The 22,117-nt window shown below is 55.8% G+C and carries 17 protein-coding genes; 9 read left to right on the forward strand and 8 right to left on the reverse strand.

The genetic code is table 11. The features are described 5' to 3' along the window. The first annotated feature begins 42 nt into the window (after positions 1–42). From CAP48_RS03030 to CAP48_RS03045, 4 genes are read left to right on the forward strand one after another with little or no spacing between them, the layout of a single operon-like run. On the forward strand, positions 43–978 hold the full coding sequence (locus CAP48_RS03030; protein ID WP_192871269.1) for a siderophore ABC transporter substrate-binding protein: 936 nt from the start codon (positions 43–45) through the stop codon (positions 976–978). A gap of 57 nt (positions 979–1,035) precedes the next feature. Continuing rightward, positions 1,036–2,037 (forward strand): ABC transporter permease, encoded by a 1,002-nt coding sequence (locus tag CAP48_RS03035; RefSeq protein WP_100694513.1) that lies wholly within the window; start codon positions 1,036–1,038, stop codon positions 2,035–2,037. Continuing rightward, the gene (locus CAP48_RS03040; RefSeq protein ID WP_100694514.1) at positions 2,030–2,986 is read left to right on the forward strand and encodes an iron chelate uptake ABC transporter family permease subunit; all 957 of its coding nucleotides are present in this window, start codon (positions 2,030–2,032) and stop codon (positions 2,984–2,986) included. Before CAP48_RS03035 ends, CAP48_RS03040 begins: the two co-directional genes overlap by 8 nt. Further along, positions 2,983–3,741 (forward strand): ABC transporter ATP-binding protein, encoded by a 759-nt coding sequence (locus tag CAP48_RS03045; RefSeq protein WP_100694515.1) that lies wholly within the window; start codon positions 2,983–2,985, stop codon positions 3,739–3,741. The genes CAP48_RS03040 and CAP48_RS03045 overlap by 4 nt, the downstream gene beginning before the upstream one ends. A gap of 106 nt (positions 3,742–3,847) precedes the next feature. Here CAP48_RS03045 and CAP48_RS03050 read toward each other — a convergent pair whose 3' ends face one another. The 5 genes from CAP48_RS03050 to CAP48_RS03070 form a co-directional block, all read right to left on the reverse strand. Beyond that, complete coding sequence (locus CAP48_RS03050; RefSeq protein ID WP_242444302.1) at positions 3,848–6,325, reverse strand: mechanosensitive ion channel domain-containing protein; 2,478 nt, start codon at positions 6,323–6,325, stop codon at positions 3,848–3,850. Between the two features lie 189 nt (positions 6,326–6,514). After that, positions 6,515–7,249: an SDR family oxidoreductase gene (locus CAP48_RS03055; protein WP_100694516.1), complete on the reverse strand. Its 735-nt coding sequence runs from the start codon at positions 7,247–7,249 to the stop codon at positions 6,515–6,517. A 97-nt stretch (positions 7,250–7,346) separates the two neighbouring features. Then, on the reverse strand, positions 7,347–7,781 hold the full coding sequence (locus CAP48_RS03060; protein ID WP_242444303.1) for a VOC family protein: 435 nt from the start codon (positions 7,779–7,781) through the stop codon (positions 7,347–7,349). 218 nt (positions 7,782–7,999) lie between these two features. After that, on the reverse strand, positions 8,000–8,503 hold the full coding sequence (locus CAP48_RS03065; protein WP_100694517.1) for a VOC family protein: 504 nt from the start codon (positions 8,501–8,503) through the stop codon (positions 8,000–8,002). A 246-nt stretch (positions 8,504–8,749) separates the two neighbouring features. Continuing rightward, entirely contained in the window at positions 8,750–10,750 is a 2,001-nt protein-coding gene (locus tag CAP48_RS03070) for a sigma-54-dependent Fis family transcriptional regulator (RefSeq protein WP_100694518.1), read from the reverse strand. A gap of 242 nt (positions 10,751–10,992) precedes the next feature. Between CAP48_RS03070 and CAP48_RS03075 the strand changes: the two genes are divergently transcribed. The 3 genes from CAP48_RS03075 to CAP48_RS03085 all read left to right on the forward strand — a co-directional run bounded on the left by CAP48_RS03075 (position 10,993) and on the right by CAP48_RS03085 (position 15,634). Then, positions 10,993–12,516, forward strand: coding sequence for an aldehyde dehydrogenase family protein (locus CAP48_RS03075; protein WP_100694519.1), 1,524 nt, complete (start codon positions 10,993–10,995; stop codon positions 12,514–12,516). 317 nt (positions 12,517–12,833) lie between these two features. After that, a complete protein-coding gene (locus CAP48_RS03080) occupies positions 12,834–13,298 on the forward strand; it encodes a (2Fe-2S)-binding protein (RefSeq protein WP_100694520.1) in 465 nt (154 codons plus the stop codon). Further along, a complete protein-coding gene (locus tag CAP48_RS03085) occupies positions 13,295–15,634 on the forward strand; it encodes a xanthine dehydrogenase family protein molybdopterin-binding subunit (protein ID WP_100694521.1) in 2,340 nt (779 codons plus the stop codon). Before CAP48_RS03080 ends, CAP48_RS03085 begins: the two co-directional genes overlap by 4 nt. A 138-nt stretch (positions 15,635–15,772) precedes the next feature. Here CAP48_RS03085 and CAP48_RS03090 read toward each other — a convergent pair whose 3' ends face one another. Both CAP48_RS03090 and CAP48_RS03095 read right to left on the reverse strand, forming a co-directional pair. Next, positions 15,773–16,417, reverse strand: coding sequence for an NTP transferase domain-containing protein (locus CAP48_RS03090; RefSeq protein ID WP_100694522.1), 645 nt, complete (start codon positions 16,415–16,417; stop codon positions 15,773–15,775). Positions 16,418–16,422: 5 nt separating this feature from the next. Continuing rightward, positions 16,423–17,442 (reverse strand): XdhC family protein, encoded by a 1,020-nt coding sequence (locus CAP48_RS03095; protein ID WP_100694523.1) that lies wholly within the window; start codon positions 17,440–17,442, stop codon positions 16,423–16,425. 534 nt (positions 17,443–17,976) lie between these two features. Between CAP48_RS03095 and CAP48_RS03100 the strand changes: the two genes are divergently transcribed. Both CAP48_RS03100 and CAP48_RS03105 read left to right on the forward strand, forming a co-directional pair. Beyond that, positions 17,977–18,768 carry a c-type cytochrome gene (locus tag CAP48_RS03100; RefSeq protein ID WP_100694524.1) on the forward strand — a complete coding sequence of 264 codons (792 nt, stop codon included), beginning with the start codon at positions 17,977–17,979 and terminating at the stop codon, positions 18,766–18,768. A 79-nt stretch (positions 18,769–18,847) separates the two neighbouring features. Then, the gene (locus tag CAP48_RS03105; protein ID WP_100694525.1) at positions 18,848–20,638 is read left to right on the forward strand and encodes a PQQ-binding-like beta-propeller repeat protein; all 1,791 of its coding nucleotides are present in this window, start codon (positions 18,848–18,850) and stop codon (positions 20,636–20,638) included. Positions 20,639–20,857: 219 nt separating this feature from the next. Here CAP48_RS03105 and argE read toward each other — a convergent pair whose 3' ends face one another. Continuing rightward, positions 20,858–22,021, reverse strand: coding sequence for an acetylornithine deacetylase (gene argE / locus CAP48_RS03110; RefSeq protein ID WP_100694526.1), 1,164 nt, complete (start codon positions 22,019–22,021; stop codon positions 20,858–20,860). Positions 22,022–22,117 lie beyond the last annotated feature (96 nt).

A 22,117-nucleotide genomic window follows, 5' to 3' on the forward strand; every position in this document is an offset into this window, starting at 1 on the left:
ATTAACCTTTTACAGTTAGAAGCTGAAGCGGAGTCATTTTTCATGCAATTTTGGAAGTCTCAAGTTCGTCGCGGGTTGTTAGGAGGCGTCATGGCGCTGGCTGCCGTTGTGTCGTCACAGTCGCACGCTTTTCCGTTAACCGTTGATCATGCGAGCGGGAAAACCGCCATTGAAGCCGAGCCAAAGAAAACCGTCGTCTTTGATCTGGCGTCGCTCGATACCATGCATGCGCTGGGTGTGGAGGCTTCTGCCGTGCCAGAGGCCAAGTATGTCAATCAGCTGGCTGCCTATGCAGAAAAATCGGTGCCCAAGGTCGGCTCGCTGTTTGAGCCCAATTACGAAGCCGTCAATGCCCTGACTCCAGACCTCATTATCGTCGGTGGACGTTCGGCCCCCAAGTACGCCGACCTGAGCAAACTGGCGCCGACCATTGATATGACCGTGGACACCAAAGATCTGCTGGGCAGCGTCAAAAAGAACACGTTGAAACTGGCCGAGGTATTCAATAAACAGGACATGGCGACCGAACAGCTTGCCAAACTGGACAAGTCCATTGCGGCGCTTAAAGAAAAGGCCGGTAAGGCCGGTTCGGGACTGATTATTCTGACCACAGGCGGCAAAATCAGTGCCTACGGTCCGGGTTCCCGCTTTGGCATTCTGCATGACGCCTTCGGCTTTGCCGCTGCGGCCCCGAATCTGTCTACCTCCAATCACGGACAGGCGGTGTCCTTTGAATTCATTCATAAGACCGATCCACAGTGGCTTTTTGTGATTGACCGGGATGGCGCGATCGGCCGTGAAGGCGTAGCCGCCAGCAAGTTGCTCGATAACGAGCTGATTCATAAAACCACCGCATGGAAAAAGAAGCAGATCGTATATCTGAACGCCATGGATTGGTACTTGCTGGGTAGCGCCGGCCTGACTGCCATGCAACAGAATGTGGACCAACTGTCTAAAGCGCTGGACGGCCAGCAGTAGCATGGGACAGTCGCAGGCGGCCGCGTCATTGATCGTTGACGCCATTGTGGGTCTTTTATGAGCGGTTACGCCCAGGAGCGCAGAAGCGACAGGCGGGTCGGGCCGGTATTGACCGGCATACTGCTATTGCTTTTGTGCTCTTTGTTTCTGCTCAGCCTGTTTCTGGGCGCGGGCGACATGTCGGTTACCGCATTGCTGCGCTTCGATAGCGAAGCCTGGCAATTGCTGCTGATCAGCCGCTTGCCGCGCGCGATCGCATTGGTGCTGGCTGGCACATCACTGGCCGTCGCAGGCCTGATCATGCAAATGCTGGTGCGCAACCGGTTTGTTGAACCGTCCACAGCCGGGACCGTTGAGTCTGCCACAATGGGCATTCTGGCGGTCACCTTGCTGGCGCCAGGTATACCTGTATTGGGCAAAATGCTGGTGGCATCGCTGTTTGCGCTGGCGGGCACCTGCCTGTTTTTGCTGATCCTGCGACGCATCCCCCTGCGTTCGGCCTTTCTGGTCCCGGTCGTGGGGCTGGTCCTGGGCGGGGTCATACAGTCCGTCACCACGTTCTTTGCTTATCAGCATGATCTGCTGCAGGCGCTGCATACGTGGACAATGGGCGATTTTTCCGGCGTTCTGCGCGGTCGATATGAACTGTTATGGGTGGCTTTCGCGCTCTCCTGCACAGCCTATTTTGCTGCCGATCGCTTTACGGTGCTGGGCATGGGCGATCAGTTCACGACCAATCTCGGGCTCAATTATAAGCGCCTGATGTTCGTGGGCATGGTGATCGTTTCTGCCATCAGTGCTGTCGTCGTGGTAACGGCAGGCGGTATTCCATTCCTGGGCCTGCTGGTCCCCAATGTGGTCAGTCTGCTATTTGGCGACAATATGCGTCGCTCGCTGCCCTGGGTGGCCTTTCTGGGCGCCTTGTTCGTGCTGGCCTGCGATATTGTCGGCCGCCTGATTATTTATCCGCATGAAATTCCTATCGGTACTGTGGTGGGCGTGGTCGGCAGTGGTTTGTTCCTGTATCTTCTTCTGAACCGGCGGTCGCGTTTTGGTTAAGCTGACACCTGCTTCCCGACTTTATATCCTTGGCTTTCTGGCGCTGCTGTCGGTGCTTGCCTTCATGACCCTGGGGGCCAACGGACACTGGGATTTCGTGCTGTCGTTTCGCGCCGGAAAGCTGGCCGCGATGTTACTGGTGGCGTTTGCCGTTGCAGTATCGTCCGTGCTGTTTCAGACGATCACGCATAACCGTATCCTGACGCCTTCCATCATGGGATTCGATGCCCTGTACACCCTGATCCAGGCTATCGTGATTTTCTGGTTCGGCCTGACCACGGGCAGCCAGTGGGGCATGACGGGCAAGTTCGTGTTCGAAGTTTGCGTCATGACTGTCTTTGCATGCCTGCTGTTCCAGTGGATTTTCTCTGGGGCATCGCATAGCCTGCATCTGCTCCTGCTGGTGGGGATCGTATTCGGATTGCTATTTCGCAGCCTGTCGGGACTGATGGTCAGGATGATTGATCCTAACGAGTTTCTGTTCCTGCAGGACAAAATGTTCGCCAGCTTCAATTCTATCCGCACCAATCTGTTGCTGGCATCGACCGTTATGGTAGGGCTGGCCGCAGTGATCGGCTGGCGATTGCGCCAGGCCTATGATGTGCTTTCGCTCGGACGCGAGGTGGCGATCAACCTGGGGATCCATTACCGCAAAACGCTTTGGCTCACGCTTGTGCTGATCGCCGTCATGGTGTCGGTATCAACGGCGCTGGTGGGCCCCGTGACGTTCTTCGGATTGTTGGTCAGCAATCTGGCATACATGATTATGCAGACCGACAGGCATAAATATACGGTACCGGCTGCGGTGCTGCTGGGAATTATTGCATTGGTAGGCGGCCAGACCGTGCTGGAGCATGGCCTGGCCTTAAATACCACCGTCAGCGTGGTGATTGAGTTTGCCGGAGGACTGATGTTTATCGCGCTGATCGTGCGCAAGGGACAACGATGATAAAGGTCAATGGTGTCACCAAAGACTACGCAACGCTGCGCGTGGTCGATGATGTTTCAATTGAAATTGCGCAAGGGGGCGTCACTTCCATTGTCGGTCCCAATGGCGCAGGTAAATCCACATTGCTGGGAATGATCAGTCGTCTTCTGCCGATGTCTGCCGGTACCGTTCAGGTGGGCGGGCTGGATATCACGCGAACCGATACGGCCGAACTGGCCCGGCATCTGTCCATTCTGCGCCAGGACAATCATCTTCCCTTGCGGCTGACCGTACAGGATGTGGTGGCGTTTGGCAGATATCCGCATACGCATGGACGTCTGACGGTACAGGATCGCAGTCACATTGAACGGGCTATTGCTTATCTGAATCTTCAGGGACTGGAGCAACGCTTTCTTGACGAGCTCTCCGGCGGGCAGCGTCAGCGCGCCTTTATTGCAATGGTGTTATGCCAGGATACTGAATACGTATTGCTGGATGAGCCGTTGAACAGTCTGGACATGAAAAACGCCGTGGATATCATGAAGGTGGTGCGGCGAGCTGCCGACGAACTGCGCAAGACGGTCGTTCTGGTGCTGCACGATATCAACTTTGCGTCCTGCTATTCAGATATGATTATCGGCATGCGCAACGGCAGGGTGCTGCACCAGGGACCACCGCAAGCGTTTATCCAGCCGCCGGTACTGAAGGACTTGTACGGGCTGGATGTGGTGGTGCATGAGTGGCAGAACAACCGGATCTGCGTGCATTACACCTGATACCGCGCCCGGCTGCGCAAGCCTGCGCGCCAAGGCCGTAGCGGGGCCACAAAAAAGCGATTCGCGGCCCGCGTCGTCACGGCAGTCAAAGATAGCCGCTATCGGCTCAAGAGACCGAATCAGGACGTGGCAGGTCCTCTGCAGCGTTACTCTCCTCTTCGTCCGGTACGCGTTGCTCCAGCTCATTGCCCAGTACATCTTCAGAGCCGCCACGGCGCGGCGCCAGCGGGCGCGGCGTATGCCCGGCCGCCGGTGCCTTGCCTTTCGGCGGTGTTTCGCGGTCGGCCTGACGCCCCAGATCGACTTTCGCCGGGGGCGCGTTGCCATCCTTGTCCTGACCAAAATAAATCACGGTATGCGGATAAGGCAGCTCGATATTGGCCGCATTGAAGTGTTTTTTGACTAGGCGGTTATAACCGCGTTGCACTGCCCATTGCATGCCAGGCGTGGTTTTGATCAACACCCGGATGGTGACGCCGCGCTCATTAATCGCAGTCACACCAGGAATCGTGATTTCTTCCAGAATTTCGGGCGACAGGATTTCATCGTGCATCAATTCGGCAAAGGCGGCGCGCAGATGCTCGATGGCGTCGTCCACATTTTCCCTGTGTGCGACGGTGTATTCGCCCATGTGATAGGAGAAATCACGCATGTGGTTAGCTACAACGTCGACCGACGAGAACGGAATCAGGTGATAGCCGCCGTCCATGGTACGGATGCCTACTGAGCGGATGGTCATTTTCTCCACGGTGCCGAAAACGCCTCCGGCCTCGACCACGTCATTAACGTTCATGCCGTTTTCCAGCTGAATGAAAATGCCCGTGATAATGTCCTGCACCAGCTTTTGCGCGCCAAACCCAATCGCCAGGCCGACCACACCAGCGCCAGCAATCAGCGGGCCGATATTAATGCCGATTTGCGAGAGCAGTATCAGGATCGTCATCGTGACGATCACAATCAGGGCCGCATTGCGAAACAGCGACAGCAGCGTTTTTTCGCGCGCGCTTGGCGCCCGGTTGCCGGTGCCGCTGAGCCTGCTTTCGATGATGCTCGCAATAACCGTCCATGCCAGCGCCGCAACAAGCAGGATAATAGCCACATGTACTGCGACGCTTATGGTTGCGCGACCGGGCTCGGACATGACCCAGGCAGAAAGGTCAAAAGCATGCCACGCATCCAGTACAAACAGCAGTACGATGACAAGCGTGATCAGGCGTAGTCCTTTAACGGTCGCCGGCACATACGAGTTGATCCGTGCTTCCAGTAGCGGCAACCTGCTGCGCATCTCGTCAGATAACCGAATCGGATGGCTCAGGACGGCGGTCAGGATGGCCGAGATCAGCAACCCCGCGACAATTGCCACAATGCTCTGGATTGTGGCCCGAGCCATGAACGGCAGGGCATCGACCGGGTCAACCTGACTGACGACAAGCAGGACGGTGAAATAAATTATGGCCAGAATATGCCAGACACGGGCGAGCAGACGCAACAAGGTTGCAAAAAAACCGGTGGACGTCTGATTGGCGCGTTTCACAACACGTTCACGTATCAGCAATCGATTATTCCACACGACCCGCACGGCGTAGATATACATACCAAGCATAATGAGCAGGCCGACCAGATTACCCAGCGCGGGGGTAAACAGCGCGGTAATGACCGGCACCACAACCAGCAGGCCGTACCCAATGATGCCGATCAGACTGCAAAGCCAGCCGTTCCAATATACAGCGACCTCGTCGTCCATGACAAACAGTCGCAATTGCGGGAAACGTGTCGCAAATACCATGCGAACCAGCGACTTGGCGATTTCGACAGCGATAAATGCATTGACAAAGAGTGATTCGAAAGTGCCCACTGCTGCACCGGGGCCCGCTACCGCCAGTGCAACACTATAGCCGACAACAGCCGCCAGCACGATGGCAACTACATCGACAATGAGCGCCGCGATGACGGCTGCAATTTTACGCAATGTTGCCGGGCGCGCAAGGCGCGATCGCCTTTCTACGGCAGGGGGCTGCCCCGCCCAGCGGTTGATAATCGCAAAGGCACGCGCCGCCAGTAAACGCAATAAGATAAAGGCGATAATCGTCGCGCCAATGACCATGGCAAAATTGAGCAACGCTGACTTCCAGCCTGCCATGTCGGCACCTGTACTTTCGCCGCGCGCCACGGCGCTGATCGCTGCTGCGGCGTCGCCCATGTCATTGAGTAGCTTGGTCAGGAAAAACTGGGTACTGTCGGCGACCCGCCGGGGCAAGGAGTTGTCGGGGGTGTCGACTGCAGATGCGTCTTGCGCGGCGCTTGCGGTATTTGCAGATGGCGCTTGTGCCCGCAGTTGCTCAATAAGTTGATTACGAGTCTTTTCGTTTTCCAGCAAGTCGGCCAGCTGTGCCGATGAGGCCGGCGTCGCGTCGGTTTCGGTAGCAGGCAGGATTTGGGCACTGGCGGTATTGGCAAACAGCAGTACTGCGGCGAACAAAAAAAGGGGGAGTAGCAAACTGAAGAAGAACGTGGGCAATCGTCCAATGGCACTCGCATCCCTTGGCCTGTATTTCTGCGACCCTGTCGCGAACCGTTCAAACACTACGCTACCTCCTTGTTCGATAAGTGAGTCACGGGCAGGCAGCGACAACACTTCTGATGACAATTGCTATATGTAGCGTGTCATTTATTGATTAGCACGTTGCAAGATGCAATGCTCGTTGGTTGTGGCAGACCTGCCCGGATACCATACGGTAACACGATTGTTATATTGAATGAAAGTGGCGCATGACTAGCGTCCGCCCGCCAGATCAATAAATGATCCGGTGACATATGACGCGTCTTCGGAAAGCAGCCAGGCAATGGCTGAAGCGACCTCTTCGGGCTGGCCGCCACGCAACATGGGGATCTGGCTGCTGATGCGATCCACCCGGCCGGGTTCGCCTGCGTCAGCATGAATATCGGTATAGATAAAGCCGGGTCGAACACAGTTGACACGGATCCCCCGGGGAGCCAGTTCCAGCGATAGGTCACGGGTAAATACATCCACGGCACCTTTGGAGGCTGCATAATCCACGTATTCGCCAGGGGAACCGGTGCGCGAGGCTACCGACGAGACGTTGACAATCGCGCCGCCCGATGCCATGCGCTTGACGGCTTCTCTGCTGCATAAGAAATAGCTGGTCACATTGGTGGTGAGCATCTTATTGATACGCTCGGCATCCATCTCGGTCACTTGCATTTGCTTGAACAACACACCGACATTATTCACCAGATGAGTGACCGGGCCGAGCAGTTCGTCCATTTCTGCAAACAGCCTCATAACCTGCGTTTCTTCGGATACGTCTGCACCAATGGCGATGCACGGTACTTGAAATTGCGCCTTGATATCTGCGACCAGCGCTTCGGCGGCTTGCTCGTTACGATGATAATTAATGCAAATGCGATAGCCTCTGGCCGCGAGGTATTTTGCGGTCGCAGCTCCGATGCCGCGACTTGCACCGGTGATCAAAGCGGTTTTGTCCATCCCGTTCTCCTGTTTCACATGTGTCATGAGCTCATGATAGTACAGGGCGGCACGGTCAGCAGTAAAGCGGCTGTGAACCCACCGGTGACACGGAAAATTACAATGGCTCGGCCGGCTGCATGGCAATAATCCATTCCAGGCCAAAACGATCTTTGAGTATGCCAAAGCACGGAGAGAAAAAGGTTTCTCCCAGTGGCATGGTTACGCTGCCGCCATCGGCCAGCGCGGTGAACATTTGCGTTGCCTCTTCTTTGTTGACCGGAATAACAGACAAGGCGAAGCCACCCCGGGTGCTGTCGGTACCGCAGCCATCGGAGGCCATGACCAGACTGCTGCCGATCCGAAAACTGGCATGCATGATCTTTTCGTCAAAATCGGGGGGAACGGCACCTGGTGGTGGTGGCTCTGGACTTTCGCTGAAACGCATCATCGTATCGAGCTGGGCGCCGATCGCATTCTTGTAAAAGTTCAAGGCTTCTTCGCAGCGGCCGCCGAAAAAAAGATAAGGAACGATAGAGGTCTGGTTCATCATGTTTTCTCGTGTGATGTGGCTCGTCTGACTATAAACCGGCGCCACCGTGATTTTGAAAGAGGGCTGTGTGAAAAAAGGGTTTCTATTGCAGTTGTCTATTGCAGTTGATTATTGCTTTCATCAAATACATTGGTCTATTTCGTTCATTCATTATGTTCATCTATTGTGTACTTTATTTGCACTCAATTGCGACGATATCTCATGAGTTTTCGAACCGATCAGCCGCTGGCCGAGGCGGCGGCCTGCTGCAATTGGTCAATATCCAGCCTTTTCATCGTCAACAAGGCCTCCATGACAGCCTGGGCGCGGACCGGATCGGTTAGCAGTGCAGGCAGGATAGCCGGCACGATCTGCCAGGATAAGCCGTAGCGATCTTTGAGCCAGCCGCACTGCTGGGCAGTCGGATCTCCCCCTTCGTTTAATGCTGTCCAGTAACTGTCCAACTCTTGCTGTGACTCGCAATGGACCTGCAGCGAGATGGACTCATTGAACTTGAATAGCGGGCCGCCGTTGAGTGCAGTGAAGGGTAAGCCGGCAAGCTCAAATGCGACAGTGAGCACGCTACCTTCGGGTTTGCCGCTGATTTCGGCCATTTTCGTGCCAAGATAGTGGGTAATCTGGGTAATTCGCGAGTCAGGAAAAATGCCGGTATAAAATTGGGCCGCAGCTTCGGCCTGGTCATCAAACCAAAGGCAAGGTGAAATTTTCGAAGTAATTTTCATGTTTCATCCCTATTGTCCACAGCACGATGGCGACTGAAATAAGAAGGACCAGGAAAAGGTCGCCGCCCGATTCCGCCAGTTGATGCACAAAGGCAGTATGCGCAAGAACATATCGCCGGTAAATAGGCAGATGCGTCATTCTGCAAGGGCAGATACGGCAGTGCCTCCAGGCTACGGCAGCCGGAAAATGCGCCGGGTATTGCCTGCGGGCGTCACTTGAACCGATACCAGGCGAGCGCCCCGTTTTTACTGACCTCGCGGATTGGCGCGCGCCAAGTATCGGTACACCGTGCTGCGGTGCAATCCCAGCTCTCTGGCAGTTTTGCTGATGTTGCCGCGGTTCCTGGACAGCGCCTGGTTTATGCGCTGCATCTGTAAATCTCTCAGGCTGATCTCGGGCAAGGCGTTGTGCGAAGGCGTTGCGGGCGTGCCTGAGAATGACGAGCCGTCGGCGCGCTTGCCGCCTCCCGTTGCCTGCGTTCGGGCCGGCGGCAGGTCTGTGTGCGCCTTCGCAGCCGGATCCGTGCATGCTGCAAATGGCAGAGGCGATTGTTCCAGAAGGTGGCAAGGCAAAGATTGCGGATGGATAATGCTGCCGGCGGGCAAAAATGCGGCCAGTGTCTTGAGCACAGATCGCAGTTGCCTGTAATTGCCGGGCCAATGATAGGAGCAAAGAATATCCAGCGCATGGTCGTCAAAGATCAGGCTGGGTATGTTTTCATGGCGCCTGAGTTCTGCGCAGATAAAAGTTCGCAGATCGGCACGCTGGCGCAGCGCTGGCAATTGGACCAGATGATCCTGAATCCGGTAATAAAGATCCTGGCGAAAATGCTCCTCCCGGGTCAGCGCATCAGGTTGTTTATTGGTTGCGCTGACCAGACCGAACTGGACCGGCCACGCCTTATCGGAACCCAGCGGTTGCACGACACGTTCCTGCAGCACCCGTAGCAAGCGCGATTGCAATTGCAATGGCATATCGCCAATCTCATCAAGGAAAAGTACGCCGCCATTGGCTTGGCGCAGACGCCCGTGCGAGCCGTTGCGCTGTGCACCGGTAAACGCGCCAGGCTCGTAGCCGAAAAGTTCGGCTTCAATGAGACTCTCAGGCAGAGCGGCGCAATTGATGGCGACAAACGGACCGTCCCGCCAGCGGCTATGGGCATGCAGGTGACGGGCAAACACTTCCTTGCCGGTGCCCGTCTCACCCAGTAGCAGGATACCCAGATCGGCGTCGATTGCCTGGGTGCTGCGGCGCAACTGTTGCTCCAGTGCGGGTTCCAGTACAGGCAGGGCATGCGCGGGCACCGGGACGCCACGATTCTTCGCGGGTGCTGTTTTCGCAGCAGGCGCACCGGGAGGGTCATTATGCAGAGGCGGCCAGGTGCTACGGGTCGCTATGCCAATGGATTCAAAGTGCAGGGTGGCATACAGGCAGGTTCCGTCGGCACAATAGCTGGCCTCGGGCTGCGCGTGCAGTCGTTTCCAGGCAGGTAGCCATTCGTCCACGGGCGCATCCAGCAGAGCTGCCAGCGGAACCTGCAACAGATCGGCCGCTGCGTCATTGGCGCCCACAATGATCTGGTCTGCGACCAGCAGTGTGCCGCATTGCAGAGGGTCTATTGGCGCGCGTTGCCGTTGAAATTGTAATCGTGCAATATGTCTGCCTGCCAAATCCAGGAGCCGATTGCCGATCTGGCGGGCGGCGATTCGGACCAGATCGCCGGTGTAGTCTGGCAGTGTATGGGCATCGCCGGAAATATCCAGTACGCCCAGGATCTCACCACGTGGCGAGCGGATCGGCGCGGCATGACAACTCAGGATCCGGTTGCGGGGAAGAAAGTGTTCCTGGCCATGTACCTGAATAAAGGCGTTCTCGATCAGCGCGGTGCCGATCGCATTAGTGCCCCGATGGTCTTCGGCCCAGCTGGCCCCCGGACGCAGGGTGACCTGATCGGCTTTGTGAAGAAACGCGTTGTTGCCCGTGGCGTGCAGGATGACGCCGCTGGCATCCGAGAGCAGAACAATGCCCTGTGCCTGCGCCGCGATGCCGCTGGCAGTGGCGATGTGCGGTGCAGCCGTCTCCAGCAGGCTGGCATATTGGTCCAGGCGGGAATTGAGTTCCGCCCGGTCCAGCAGAATGGGTTCATGTGCCAGCGTATCCACCTGTTTTTCACAACGTTCCCACGAGCGCTGGATCAGCGTATTGGGCTGTGCGGTACCGGCAGAGTTCAGCGAGTGATGCAACATCGTAGCCTCCTGATGTGTTGCAAAAACAGGCAGTTGTCGCGTATGTTGCGCGCCTGCTGTTGCTATGGGCGACACTTTCTTGCTTTGTTGTGCGTGCCACGCGCAATGCGTCAAACTATTCTACTGCAAAACCCGGTTTTGCTTGCTGCGGACCAACTGGCATGAACTTTGCTTAGGAATTCCCAAGCACGAGGCTTTCAGGCCCGAGCCATTTCAAAAAATGATTATTCAGGAGATAAGACATGAATCTGTCCGATTTGAAGCAGTTTGGCATTGATACCGAGTACCCGTTTAAAACAAAGTACGGTAACTATATTGGCGGCAAGTGGGTCGAGCCGGCGTCGGGCGAATACTTTCAGAATATTTCTCCGGTGAACGGCCAGGTGTTTTGCGAAGTGCCGCGTTCCAGCGCCGATGATATCGAGCAGGCGGTGGACGCAGCGCATGCTGCAAGAGGCGCCTGGGCTCAGACTTCACCGACCGAAAGATCGAATCTGCTGCTGAAGATGGCAGATCGCATGGAGCAAAATCTGAAAACACTGGCCGTGGCCGAGACCATTGATAATGGCAAGCCGCTGCGAGAAACCATGGCGGCCGATCTGCCATTGGCCGTTGACCACTTGCGCTATTTTGCCGGGTGCATCCGGGCGCAGGAGGGCGGGATTTCCGAAATTGATAGCACAACGGTGGCTTATCATTTTAATGAGCCATTGGGCGTGGTCGGGCAAATTATTCCATGGAACTTCCCGATCCTGATGGCGATATGGAAACTGGCGCCGGCGCTGGCTGCTGGTTGCTGCATCGTTCTCAAGCCGGCAGAGCAGACACCGGCTTCGATACTCGTATTGACCGAAATCATCGGTGACTTGTTCCCTGCTGGTGTGATCAATATTGTGAACGGCTATGGCAAAGAGGCCGGCAATGCGCTGGCCACCAACAAGCGTATCGCTAAAATTGCATTCACCGGTTCCACCGCCACAGGCAAACATATTTTGCATGCGGCTGCCGATAATCTGATTCCATCCACCGTTGAGCTGGGTGGTAAAAGCCCGAATGTGTTTTTTGCCGATGTCATGGATCAGTCGGACGACTATCTGGACAAGGCGCTTGAAGGCCTTTCCATGTTCGCGCTCAACCAGGGCGAAGTGTGCACATGCCCTTCGCGCATTCTGATTCAGGATTCTATTTACGATCAGCTGATTGAAAAAGCGGTCAAGCGAGTTCAACGCATCAAGACCGGCAACCCGCTGGATATGAATACCATGGTAGGTGCGCAGGCCTCGCAGGCACAGATGGACAAGATCATGGGTTACATCGATATCGGTCGGCAGGAAGGGGCGGCATGCCTGACCGGTGGCGAGCGCAGTCGCGTACAAAGCCTGGAAGACGGATATTACGTGATGCCTACCATGCTTTCGGGCAAGAACGACATGCGGATCTTCCAGGAGGAAATTTTCGGGCCGGTCGCCTCGGTGACTACATTCCGCGATGAAGAAGAAGCGCTGGCGATTGCCAATGACACCTACTACGGCCTGGGCGCGGGCGTATGGACCCGCGACGGTTCACGCGCTTATCGCATGGGTCGGGGCATTGAAGCGGGTCGGGTCTGGACCAATTGCTATCACTTATATCCGGCCCATGCTGCATTTGGTGGATATAAACAATCCGGTATCGGTCGGGAGACTCACAAAATGGCATTGTCCAATTACCAGCAGACAAAATGCCTGCTGGTAAGCTACAGTCCAAAGGCCCTGGGCTTTTTCTGATGCTTCGTGTCCGGACCGTTTCGCGGTTCGAGCAATAGTGACCGGTACAGGCCACGCACACGCGGACCTGTACCGGTCATCGATTCTGCGCGCCACCTCCCGCCCCTGTCGAGATACTAATTTGCAAAGCAGCGCGTTATGGAAAACGGCGCTACGGCCAAATTCGAAATCGCGGTATTAATCACGACCGTCATAACATTGCTATACTGAAGACAATAACGCAAGTCTGGTTTGCCTGCATCGGGCCGATACTGCGCCGGTGACGGGTTTCACAATGGTGGTTTTTTGTTTGGCAACGAACGGTAAGGATAGCTGCGATGATTACACTTGAAATTAATGGTTCGAAGCATGAGGTTGATCTGCCGGGCGAGACGCCCATTCTTTGGGCGCTGCGGGATACCCTTGGATTTACCGGTACGAAATTTGGCTGTGGCATGTCGCTTTGCGGCGCCTGTACGATCCATCTTGACGGCGAGCCGATACGATCCTGTGTGACGCCGATCACCGCTGCTGTCGGCAAACGTATCGTAACGATAGAAGCTCTGGAAAATGATGAGATGGGCAAGGCGGTGCAGCACGCCTGGGTTCAAATGGGCGTGCCCCAATGTGGGTTCTGTCAAACCGGCCAGGTGATGTCTGCCACCGCATTGCTCAAGAAGACGCCCACGCCGACGGACGCCGAGATTGATGCGGCCATGAGTGGTAATCTTTGCCGCTGTGGTACATACACACGCATCCGCAGTGCCATCAAAAACGTCGCACAGTCCGGAGACGTAAAATGAACGCTCGTGATAATGCATTTGCCATTGCTGCTGCCGATACGCAAATCAGCAATATCAGTCGCCGCAAGATGCTCAAGGGCTTGGCCCTGGGTGGATTCGTACTGGCTGTTGGCGTGCCGTTACGCACGTTTGCCGAAGGCGAAGAACAGAAGGGTCCCAAGAAATATGGCGCAGATGCCATGCCGCATGGCGCTGTCGATAGCCCGCTGGTGTTCGTAGCGATAGCTGCTGACGGCGCTGTCACCATTCTTTGCCACCGGGCCGAAATGGGACAGGGCGTCAGAACCAGCCTGCCTATGGTTGTTGCCGACGAGATGGAAGCAGATTGGGAACGGGTGACAGTCAGGCAGGCCTGGGCGGAAGAAGCGCGCTTTGGCAATCAGGATACCGACGGCTCACGCAGTGTACGGCACTTCTTTATGCCGATGCGACGCGTGGGCGCAGCCGCAAGGGCAATGCTTGTTGCTGCGGCGGCCAGCCAGTGGGATGTACCCGAATCTGAAGTGCAGGCAAAGAACCATGAGCTGATCCACACGCCAACGGGAAAAAAGCTGGGTTTCGGTGAAGTCGCGCAGAAAGCGGCGCAGCTTGAAGTGCCTTCGACAGACAAACTGAAACTGAAGCAGGCAGACCAATTTCGCTATATTGGCAAAGGGCGAACGCCGCTGGCCGATGGCATGGATATTGTCACGGGGCGCGCGCAATACGGTCAGGATATCCGGTTTGACGATATGTTATATGCTGTGGTGGCGCGTCCACCGGTCTTCGGCGGCAAGCTGGTCAACGTAGACGATGCTGCAGCGCTGAAGGTGCCGGGCGTGGTCAAAGTGGTTACCCTGGCCGGTTCACCTCCGCCGGCAATGTTCAATCCGCTCGGCGGGGTCGCGGTCATTGCCACCAACACCTGGGCTGCGATCGCCGGGCGCAAGGCGTTGAAAATAGAGTGGGAAGGCGGGCCGAACGCATCCTATGATTCGGCTGAGTACCGCAAGCAGCTTGAAGCATCGGTACGCAAGCCGACAGAGAAGGCCGTGCGCAATGATGGTGATACGATGGCGGCGCTCGATAGCGCAGACAAACGCATTGACGCCGAGTATTATGTGCCGCATCTTGCCCAGGCTCCAATGGAGACGCCCGTTGCGACCGTTCGGATTGTCGATGGCAAATGTGAAGCCTGGGCCAGCGTTCAGGCGCCTCAGGCAACACATGACATGCTGACTAAATGGCTTGAGCTTGCGCCGGGAAACGTCAAGGTCAATCAGACTCTGCTGGGTGGCGGTTTTGGTCGCAAGTCCAAGCCGGATTTTGTGGTTGAAGCCGGGCTGCTGTCCAAGGCAATGGATGGCAAGCCGGTGAAGGTCACCTGGACGCGCGAAGATGACATTCAGCATTCCTATTACCATACCGTATCGGTTGAACATCTGGAAGCGGGCCTGGACGCGCAAGGCAAGGTGACCGCGTGGCTGCATCGAACCGCGGCGCCGTCCATCGGCTCTACATTTGCCGACACCGGGCAGCAGTCGGCCGGGGAACTTGGAATGGGGGCGGCCAACGTGCCGTTTGCCATACCCAACGTGCGGGTCGAGAATCCGGAAGCGCAGGCGCATACCCGCATCGGCTGGTTCCGTTCGGTTTCCAATATTCCGCGCGCATTTGCCATCCAGTCTTTCGTGTCAGAAATGGCTGCTGAACTGGACAAGGATCACAGGGACTTCCTGCTGGATCTGATCGGACCTACCAGGAAAATCGATCCGGCTGATCTTTCTGACGCATGGAACCATGATGAGTCGCCCGAAAAATATCCCGTGGATACGGGTCGCCTGCGCCATGTGATTGAAGTGGTCACGAACGAAGCGGGCTGGGGTAAGTCGGCCGACAAAGGGCGGGCCATGGGACTTGCGGCGCACTACAGCTTTGTTACCTATGTGGCAACGGTGGTTCATGTTGAGGTTTCCGACCAGGGCCAGATATCGATTCCACGCATCGACGTAGCGGTCGATTGTGGCCCGCAAGTCAATCCTGAGCGTATCCGTTCCCAGATTGAAGGCGCGACCGTCATGGGAGTAAGCCTGGCGACGCTGGGAGAAATCAGCTTCAAAAACGGCGCTGCGGAGCAAAGTAATTTTCATGATTACCGTATCACATCCATGATGAGCGCGCCTCGCGAGATACATGTTCATCTGGTGGGCAACGATGATTATGACGCACCGCTTGGCGGGGTAGGCGAACCGGGCACACCACCGGTGTCGGCTGCCTTGTGTAATGCCATTTTCGCAGCAACGGGCAAGCGCATCCGCAGTCTGCCCATTGGTAATCAGTTGCAGCAGAAAACGTAAGCGGCAGGCAAGATATGCGGCGGCTCAGGAGGGAGTGTAAGTTGCCTTCTTACCGCCTTTTGATCTATGCCGACCTCTTATCGAGTTGAGAACTCAATGGAGTGAGACAAATGCGAGAGGCTTCAGGCCTCCCGTTTCCTATTGCTTTGCAAACAGGCGACTGTGTTTGTCATATTGCTGCAACTGTTCTTCAGTATCAATGTCGATGAGGCAACCGGGGTCCTCAACGGGGAGCAGTGTCATCGCATCGGGATTACGACGAATGATACTGCGTGCGCCTTCGTCGCCTGCTACAGCTAGCAGCTCATATTCGAACTCGCAGGAAAAACCCACGGGATGGCCTTGCCTGCCGTTAAATTGGGGCCTGACGATCCGCTCACCCTGATGCAGGCAGGCTGCGATTGCCTGTACCGTGTCCGCACGAATAAAAGGCATATCGGCCAGCGCAACGATCCAGCCAATTTGCGCCGGGCTGTGGCGCACGGCGCAACGCAGTGAGGCGCTCATCCCGTCACTGGCATCGGCGCAGTGAATCACGTTTACGGACAGGCCCTGCAGCGCATCGCGCAGCGCCTGCTCGTGAGGTCCACACACAACTGAGATATTTGGGATATGCTGCAATAGCGTATGACAAACGGCATAGACCATGGGCGTGCCATCAGCCAGCGATGCGAGAGGTTTATAGCGCTGGCCGGTACGATCGAAACGGCTTCCCTGGCCGGCAGCCAGAACCAGGGCGACAATATCGGGGGCGCCGGGCAGGTTGTCGTGCTCAGGCATCATGGCGCTCAGGCCGCATATTCCGACGGATTAGACTTGGCATGGGAAACGTCAAAACTATCTGGCAACATCAGACCGTTTTTAACGGCAATCACTTCGGCCATGACGCTGACCGCGATCTCGGCGGGCGATTTGCTGCCGATGTATACCCCGATCGGCCCGCGCAGTCGAGCCAGTTGTTCCGGCGTCAAGTCGAAGTGTTCGGCCAGCCTCTGACGGCGACTCTGATTGTTGCGCCGGGAGCCGATGGCGCCTACGTAAAACGCATTTGACCCCAGCGCTTCCAGCAATGCCAGGTCATCCAGTTTGGGATCATGCGTGAGCGCAATAATGCAACTGCGCCGGTCCGGCCGAAATGCGGTCACAACATCGTCGGGCATATCGGCCAATACTGTGGCACCCGGCACCGACCAGCCGTTACGATACTCTATGCGTGGATCGCAGACAGTGACGGCAAAGCCGCTGAACAAGGCCATGGTGGCCACATATTCGGTCAGTTGCCCGGCGCCGATCAGCAGCATGCGAAATTCCGGCCCGAACGTATTTTTCAGAACGCTATCGTCAATGCTCAGTGGCGATGGCTGCTGGATTGGCCGCTGCGCCACGGTGCCGGTATCAAGGCTGACGGTGCGTTGCATTAACTGGCCTTGTTCCAGCGCTGTGACCAGTTCCTGCAGTGAAGCGGCATCAGGATTGAACTCCAGCAGGATTTCCAGCGTGCCGCCGCAAGGCAGGCCAAAGCGATAGGCTTCCTCGGCCGTCACACCGTATCGAACAAGACAGGGTGGCGCGCCATTGATAAGCACGGTTTTTTCGCTGCCGCCGGTATAGCGATAAATCAGGTCGTCTTCGATACAACCGCCGGAAACAGATCCGACTACGGCGCCATCTTCGCACAGGGCCATGACTGATCCAAGAGGCCGCGGCGACGATCCCCAGGTGCGAATCACTGTGGCCAGCAAGGCCTTTTTCCCTTCCCGGCGCCACGCACAAAGTTTGCGAAGTACAAGGACATCAAGATTTTCCATTACCAATGCCTGTTCTGTTTATCTGCCATGTTGGCGTGTTGATGACAATTGTCATGACATCTGATTGTAATGCAATCGGCAGAGCTAAGCACCGTGGCTGCAACAATAGCGCTGTGCATCAGCGACGGTGCAGCAACAGAAGCGCGGACCTTCCGCCGCCGAATTGAACGCATTTGCGACAGAATTGAGCGTCCTTGCCGCAGCTTTAAGCGTTCTTATCACCGGACTAAATGTTCTTGTCATCCGGCTAAACGCTCCTGCAAAATTAAACGCTCTGGTCACCGAATTCAGATTTAATGTCGTGAGCCATCCGCACTGCGCCATAAAAATCAGGCAGTGCCGGGCTGTGGCTTGCGTAGTGGCGCCCTGAGGGCGCCGATTTTACCATGCCGTTGTCATTTGAGGCAAAGCGCAATTCATCGGTTGTACCGGCTCAAATAAAAGCATATCATTTGATCTATATCATTGACTAATCAACCAAAGCATGGTCTGAGCGATGATCTTATCCGAATTCTTCCCAACAAGAGAAAAGCAATGAAAACTAAACTGACACACACTGCTGCTGCAGTCGCGTGTGCGGCTGCCTTCGGCTTTGCTGGCCTGGCAAATGCAAATGCAAACACGGCAGCGGCAGAATCACAAGCCGCGGACACGACAGCCGGGGCGACTTCACCGACACTGATCGCCAAAGGGGCCAGCGACACAATGACGCCGTTTCTTGTGGATGCCGATGGGTTTACTTTGTATACGCTGAGCGAAGAAGGTAAAGACAAATGTGATGAAGCCTGTATGAAACACTGGACGCCAGTGGTTTCTGAGGGTCGTCCGCTAGGCCGCGACATTTTGCCCGGCCTGCTGGATACCGAGAAAAACGACAAGGGTGCGTCTCAGGTCAATTACGGCGGGCTCGCCCTGTATCGTTTTGACGGCGACAAGAAACCGGGCGATATGAACGGGCAGGGATTTTCAGACGTGGGCGTAATGGTTACCGTGCTGGGCACGGTCGAAAAGCCTGAAGCGGCCGGTGAGAACGTTGAAGCGACGCCAGAACTGATGGCCGCCGGCGCAAAAGTCTATAGCGGTACGTGCGCCGCATGCCACGGTGCGGAAGGTCAGGGCGCGTTCGGCACGAAGCTGGCCGGATTCGACCGGCTGGCCAACGCACCTGCGCTGCTCAGTACGATCATCCATGGCCTAAACAGTATGCCGGCTCTGGGCGGTCAGTTCAATGATGAACAGGTTGCTGCCGTTGCCACTTACGTTCGCAACAGCTGGGGTAACAGCTATGGCGGTGTTTCAGCGGAGCAGGCCAAAGCGGCACGCTGAACGATAGGTTTGATCCAATGTCGCGATGTCTCTGTCATGAACCGCGACCCGTAACGAATATTGAAGAATAGGACACAAAATGAAAATCCATAGGCTTTTGGCTGTCTCTGCCGCTGTGATGTTTGCCTGCGCGGCTCAGGCACAAGTGAATATCGAAGATTACAAACCCATTTCCAATGAGCAGATTCTGAAACCGGCAGACGGGGACTGGCCGAGCTGGCGCCGTACGATTGATAACCAGGGTTATAGCCCGCTTGACCAGGTCAATAAAAAGAACGTGAAGCAACTGGATCTGGCCTGGGCATGGTCAATGCCTGTCGGCGGCTTGCAGGAAACGGCTCCGCTAGTGCATGACGGCATCATGTTTCTCGGCATGAATCGTAGCCATGTGCAGGCACTGGATGCCACAACGGGCGATCTGATCTGGGAATACACCCAGCCGCTGCCCAAATTTACGGGTGGCTATCATGATGCCCAGGCCAATCGTCAGCGCAACTCATTGGCACTATACGAAGACAAGGTCTACCTGACCACGCCGGACGCCAAACTGGTCGCACTGGAAGCCAAAACCGGCAAGAAGCTGTGGGAAGTCCAGGTTAACGAATGGGAAAAAGGCTACAGCTTTACGGCTGGTCCAATGGTCGTTGACGGCAAAGTCTTTACCGGAACCTCCGGTTGCAGTATTACCGGCACGGCAGGTGGTTGCTATATTACGGCCCATGATGCCGAAACAGGCAAAGAACTGTGGCGTCTGAACACCATTGGCGATCCTGCTGTCGACGACAGTTGGGGGGGCCTGGCCAAGGAAAACCGCTGGGGCGGCTCGCCCTGGATCACAGGCTCTTACGATCCAAAACGCAAAATGCTGTTCTGGGGTGTAGGTATGCCGATTCCATATCCATCCATTCTGCGAGGCAGTGGCGACGGCGATGCACTTTACACCAGCTCCACGCTGGCCATCGACGCGGAAACCGGCAAAGTCAAATGGCATTATCAGCATATGCCCAATGACGACTGGGATCTGGACAGTCCGTTTGAGCGCGTGCTTGTAGAAAGCCAGATCGCGCCATCCAAGGATGAAGTGACCTACATGAGCAAGGATGTGGAATCAGGCAAGAAATATGATGTGATTGCGTCTGTTCCCGGCAAGTACGGCACCGCCTTTGTGCTGGATCGCGATACCGGCAAGCTGCTGTGGGCTCGCGACACGGTATATCAGAACGTGATCAAGGGATTCACCGAAGACGGCAAGGTCATTACCAATACCGATTTGAAAGCCAAATCCATCGACGAAACGGTCAAGGTCTGCGGCGGGCGCGACCTGGGTAAATTGTGGATGACAGCGGCCTACAGCCCGCTGACCAACGCCCTGTACGTTCCGGTCAGCTCTTCCTGCAAGGAGCTCACACCCAAGCCGATAGAGCTGCGTACCGGCGAATCTGTCGGCGCTCAGGCTTCAGGTGCTGTTTCGTTTGCGCCTGGTGAAGATAGCGTGGGCCGCGTGTATGCGGTTGATGTGAAAACCGGCAAGTTCCTGTGGGTCAAAAAGCAGAAACCGATTTTCAGTTCTGGTGTATTGACTACCGGTGGCGGTCTGCTCTTTACCGGCGACAGTATGCGTGAGTTTGCGGCTTATGATCAGAACAGCGGGGATAAGCTGTGGTCAATCCGCCTGAATACCTCGATCGGCGGCTTCCCCATGACCTACAGCGTCGATGGCAAGCAGTACATTGCCGTTGTAACCGGCCCGAACGCTCAGACACCGCCAGCGGCGATTCTGAGTCCAGAGCTGAAAAACGTTGTTGATTCCGGTCATTCGGTATTTGTGTTTGCACTTGACGATGTAAAGGCCGAGAACAGCAAGAAATAAGGTTGCGAACGACGTTGCGTGACGGTGTTCTGCTTTCACGCAAGTTCGTGTAACCAGAGACAAACAGCGTTTTGTCGCTAGCCGATGTTGTTAAAAAAGGGTGAGCCTTCAGGGGCTCATCCTTTTTTGTGGCGGTTGGCCCGTCGTACAAGCGATGAAGAGGGGGTTACGTGCAGGCCAATGCGGCAATACTGTTCCGCAGGCAAATCCATAAGGCATTCAAAGGCTTGCCGACAGTTTCCTTAGAAAGTTCTCGCAGTCATTCAATTGTGAAAACTCCACGAATTCGTCGGGTTTGTGTGCCTGCTCGATCAGCCCCGGGCCACAAACGATGGTAGGAATGCCCAATTGCTGGAACAGTCCGGCTTCGGTGCCGTAGGCGACCTTGCGTGTTTCATGGTCTTGCGTCAGTGCCCGAACCAGCTCGGTAATGGCTGCTTGTTCAGAGGCTTCAAGCGGTGGGGCGCTGGCGTCAGCACTGATATCGATGCGCGCCTCGGGAAATTCTTTTTGCATGCGTGGTAGCAACTCGTTGCTTACATACTCTTGAATTTTGGCCTGAATTTGCTCGCCGGGCATGCCAGGCAAATTACGAAATTCATAATTGAACTCACATTCGCCAGGGATCGTATTGACGGCAATGCCGCCCTGGATCATATTGGTGGTGATGGTCGAATACGCCACGTCGTAGTGCTTGTCATAAGGGCCGGTATCACGATAGTGATCGGCAAGGTCGCGAATGTGGCAGATTAGCCGGGCCGCATGTTCGATAGCATTGCAGCCGACGGGCGTGAGCGACGAGTGTGCCGCCTTGCCGTGAATGCGGCAGGTAAACAGATTAATTCCCTTGTGTGCAACCACAACCCGCATGCCCGTAGGCTCGCCGACCACACACCCATCTATTTTCTGATTGCGTTTTTGCAGTTCCTTGAGCATGAACGGTGCGCCCGCACAACCGACTTCTTCGTCGTAGGAAAAGGCCAGGTGGATGGGTTTGCTACGCTTTTGCTGCAGGAATTCGGGTACCAGGGCCATTGCAGTCGCAATAAATCCTTTCATATCGCAGGTGCCGCGACCATAGAAGCGATCTTGCGAGGGCAACAGCACAAACGGATCACTGTTCCAGTCCTGCCCGTCCACCGGCACCACGTCGGTGTGTCCCGATAGCGCGACGCCGCCCTGCGTTTGTCCGTCAGATGCCGGCAGGGTGGCAAACAGATTGGCCTTGGCGCCCTTGTCATCGGTGGTAAGCCAGCTATCGACGCCTTGGGCGGACAGGGCATCGCGAATGGTTTCGATTAAACCCATATTGGAGTTGCGACTGGTAGTGTCTATGCCGACCAGAGTGGCAAGCCATTCTTCTTTGGTGATCGTGGTTGTCATGCGATATTGTCCTTGATGCAGGTTAAGGTGTATGGAAAAACCACAGAATCGGCGTTTTTCCACATTAACCATTCTTGCGCGCTTGTGCTGGGTGTC

It is taken from the genome of Advenella sp. S44, from assembly GCF_002810445.1.
GTDB lineage: Bacteria > Pseudomonadota > Gammaproteobacteria > Burkholderiales > Burkholderiaceae_B > Advenella.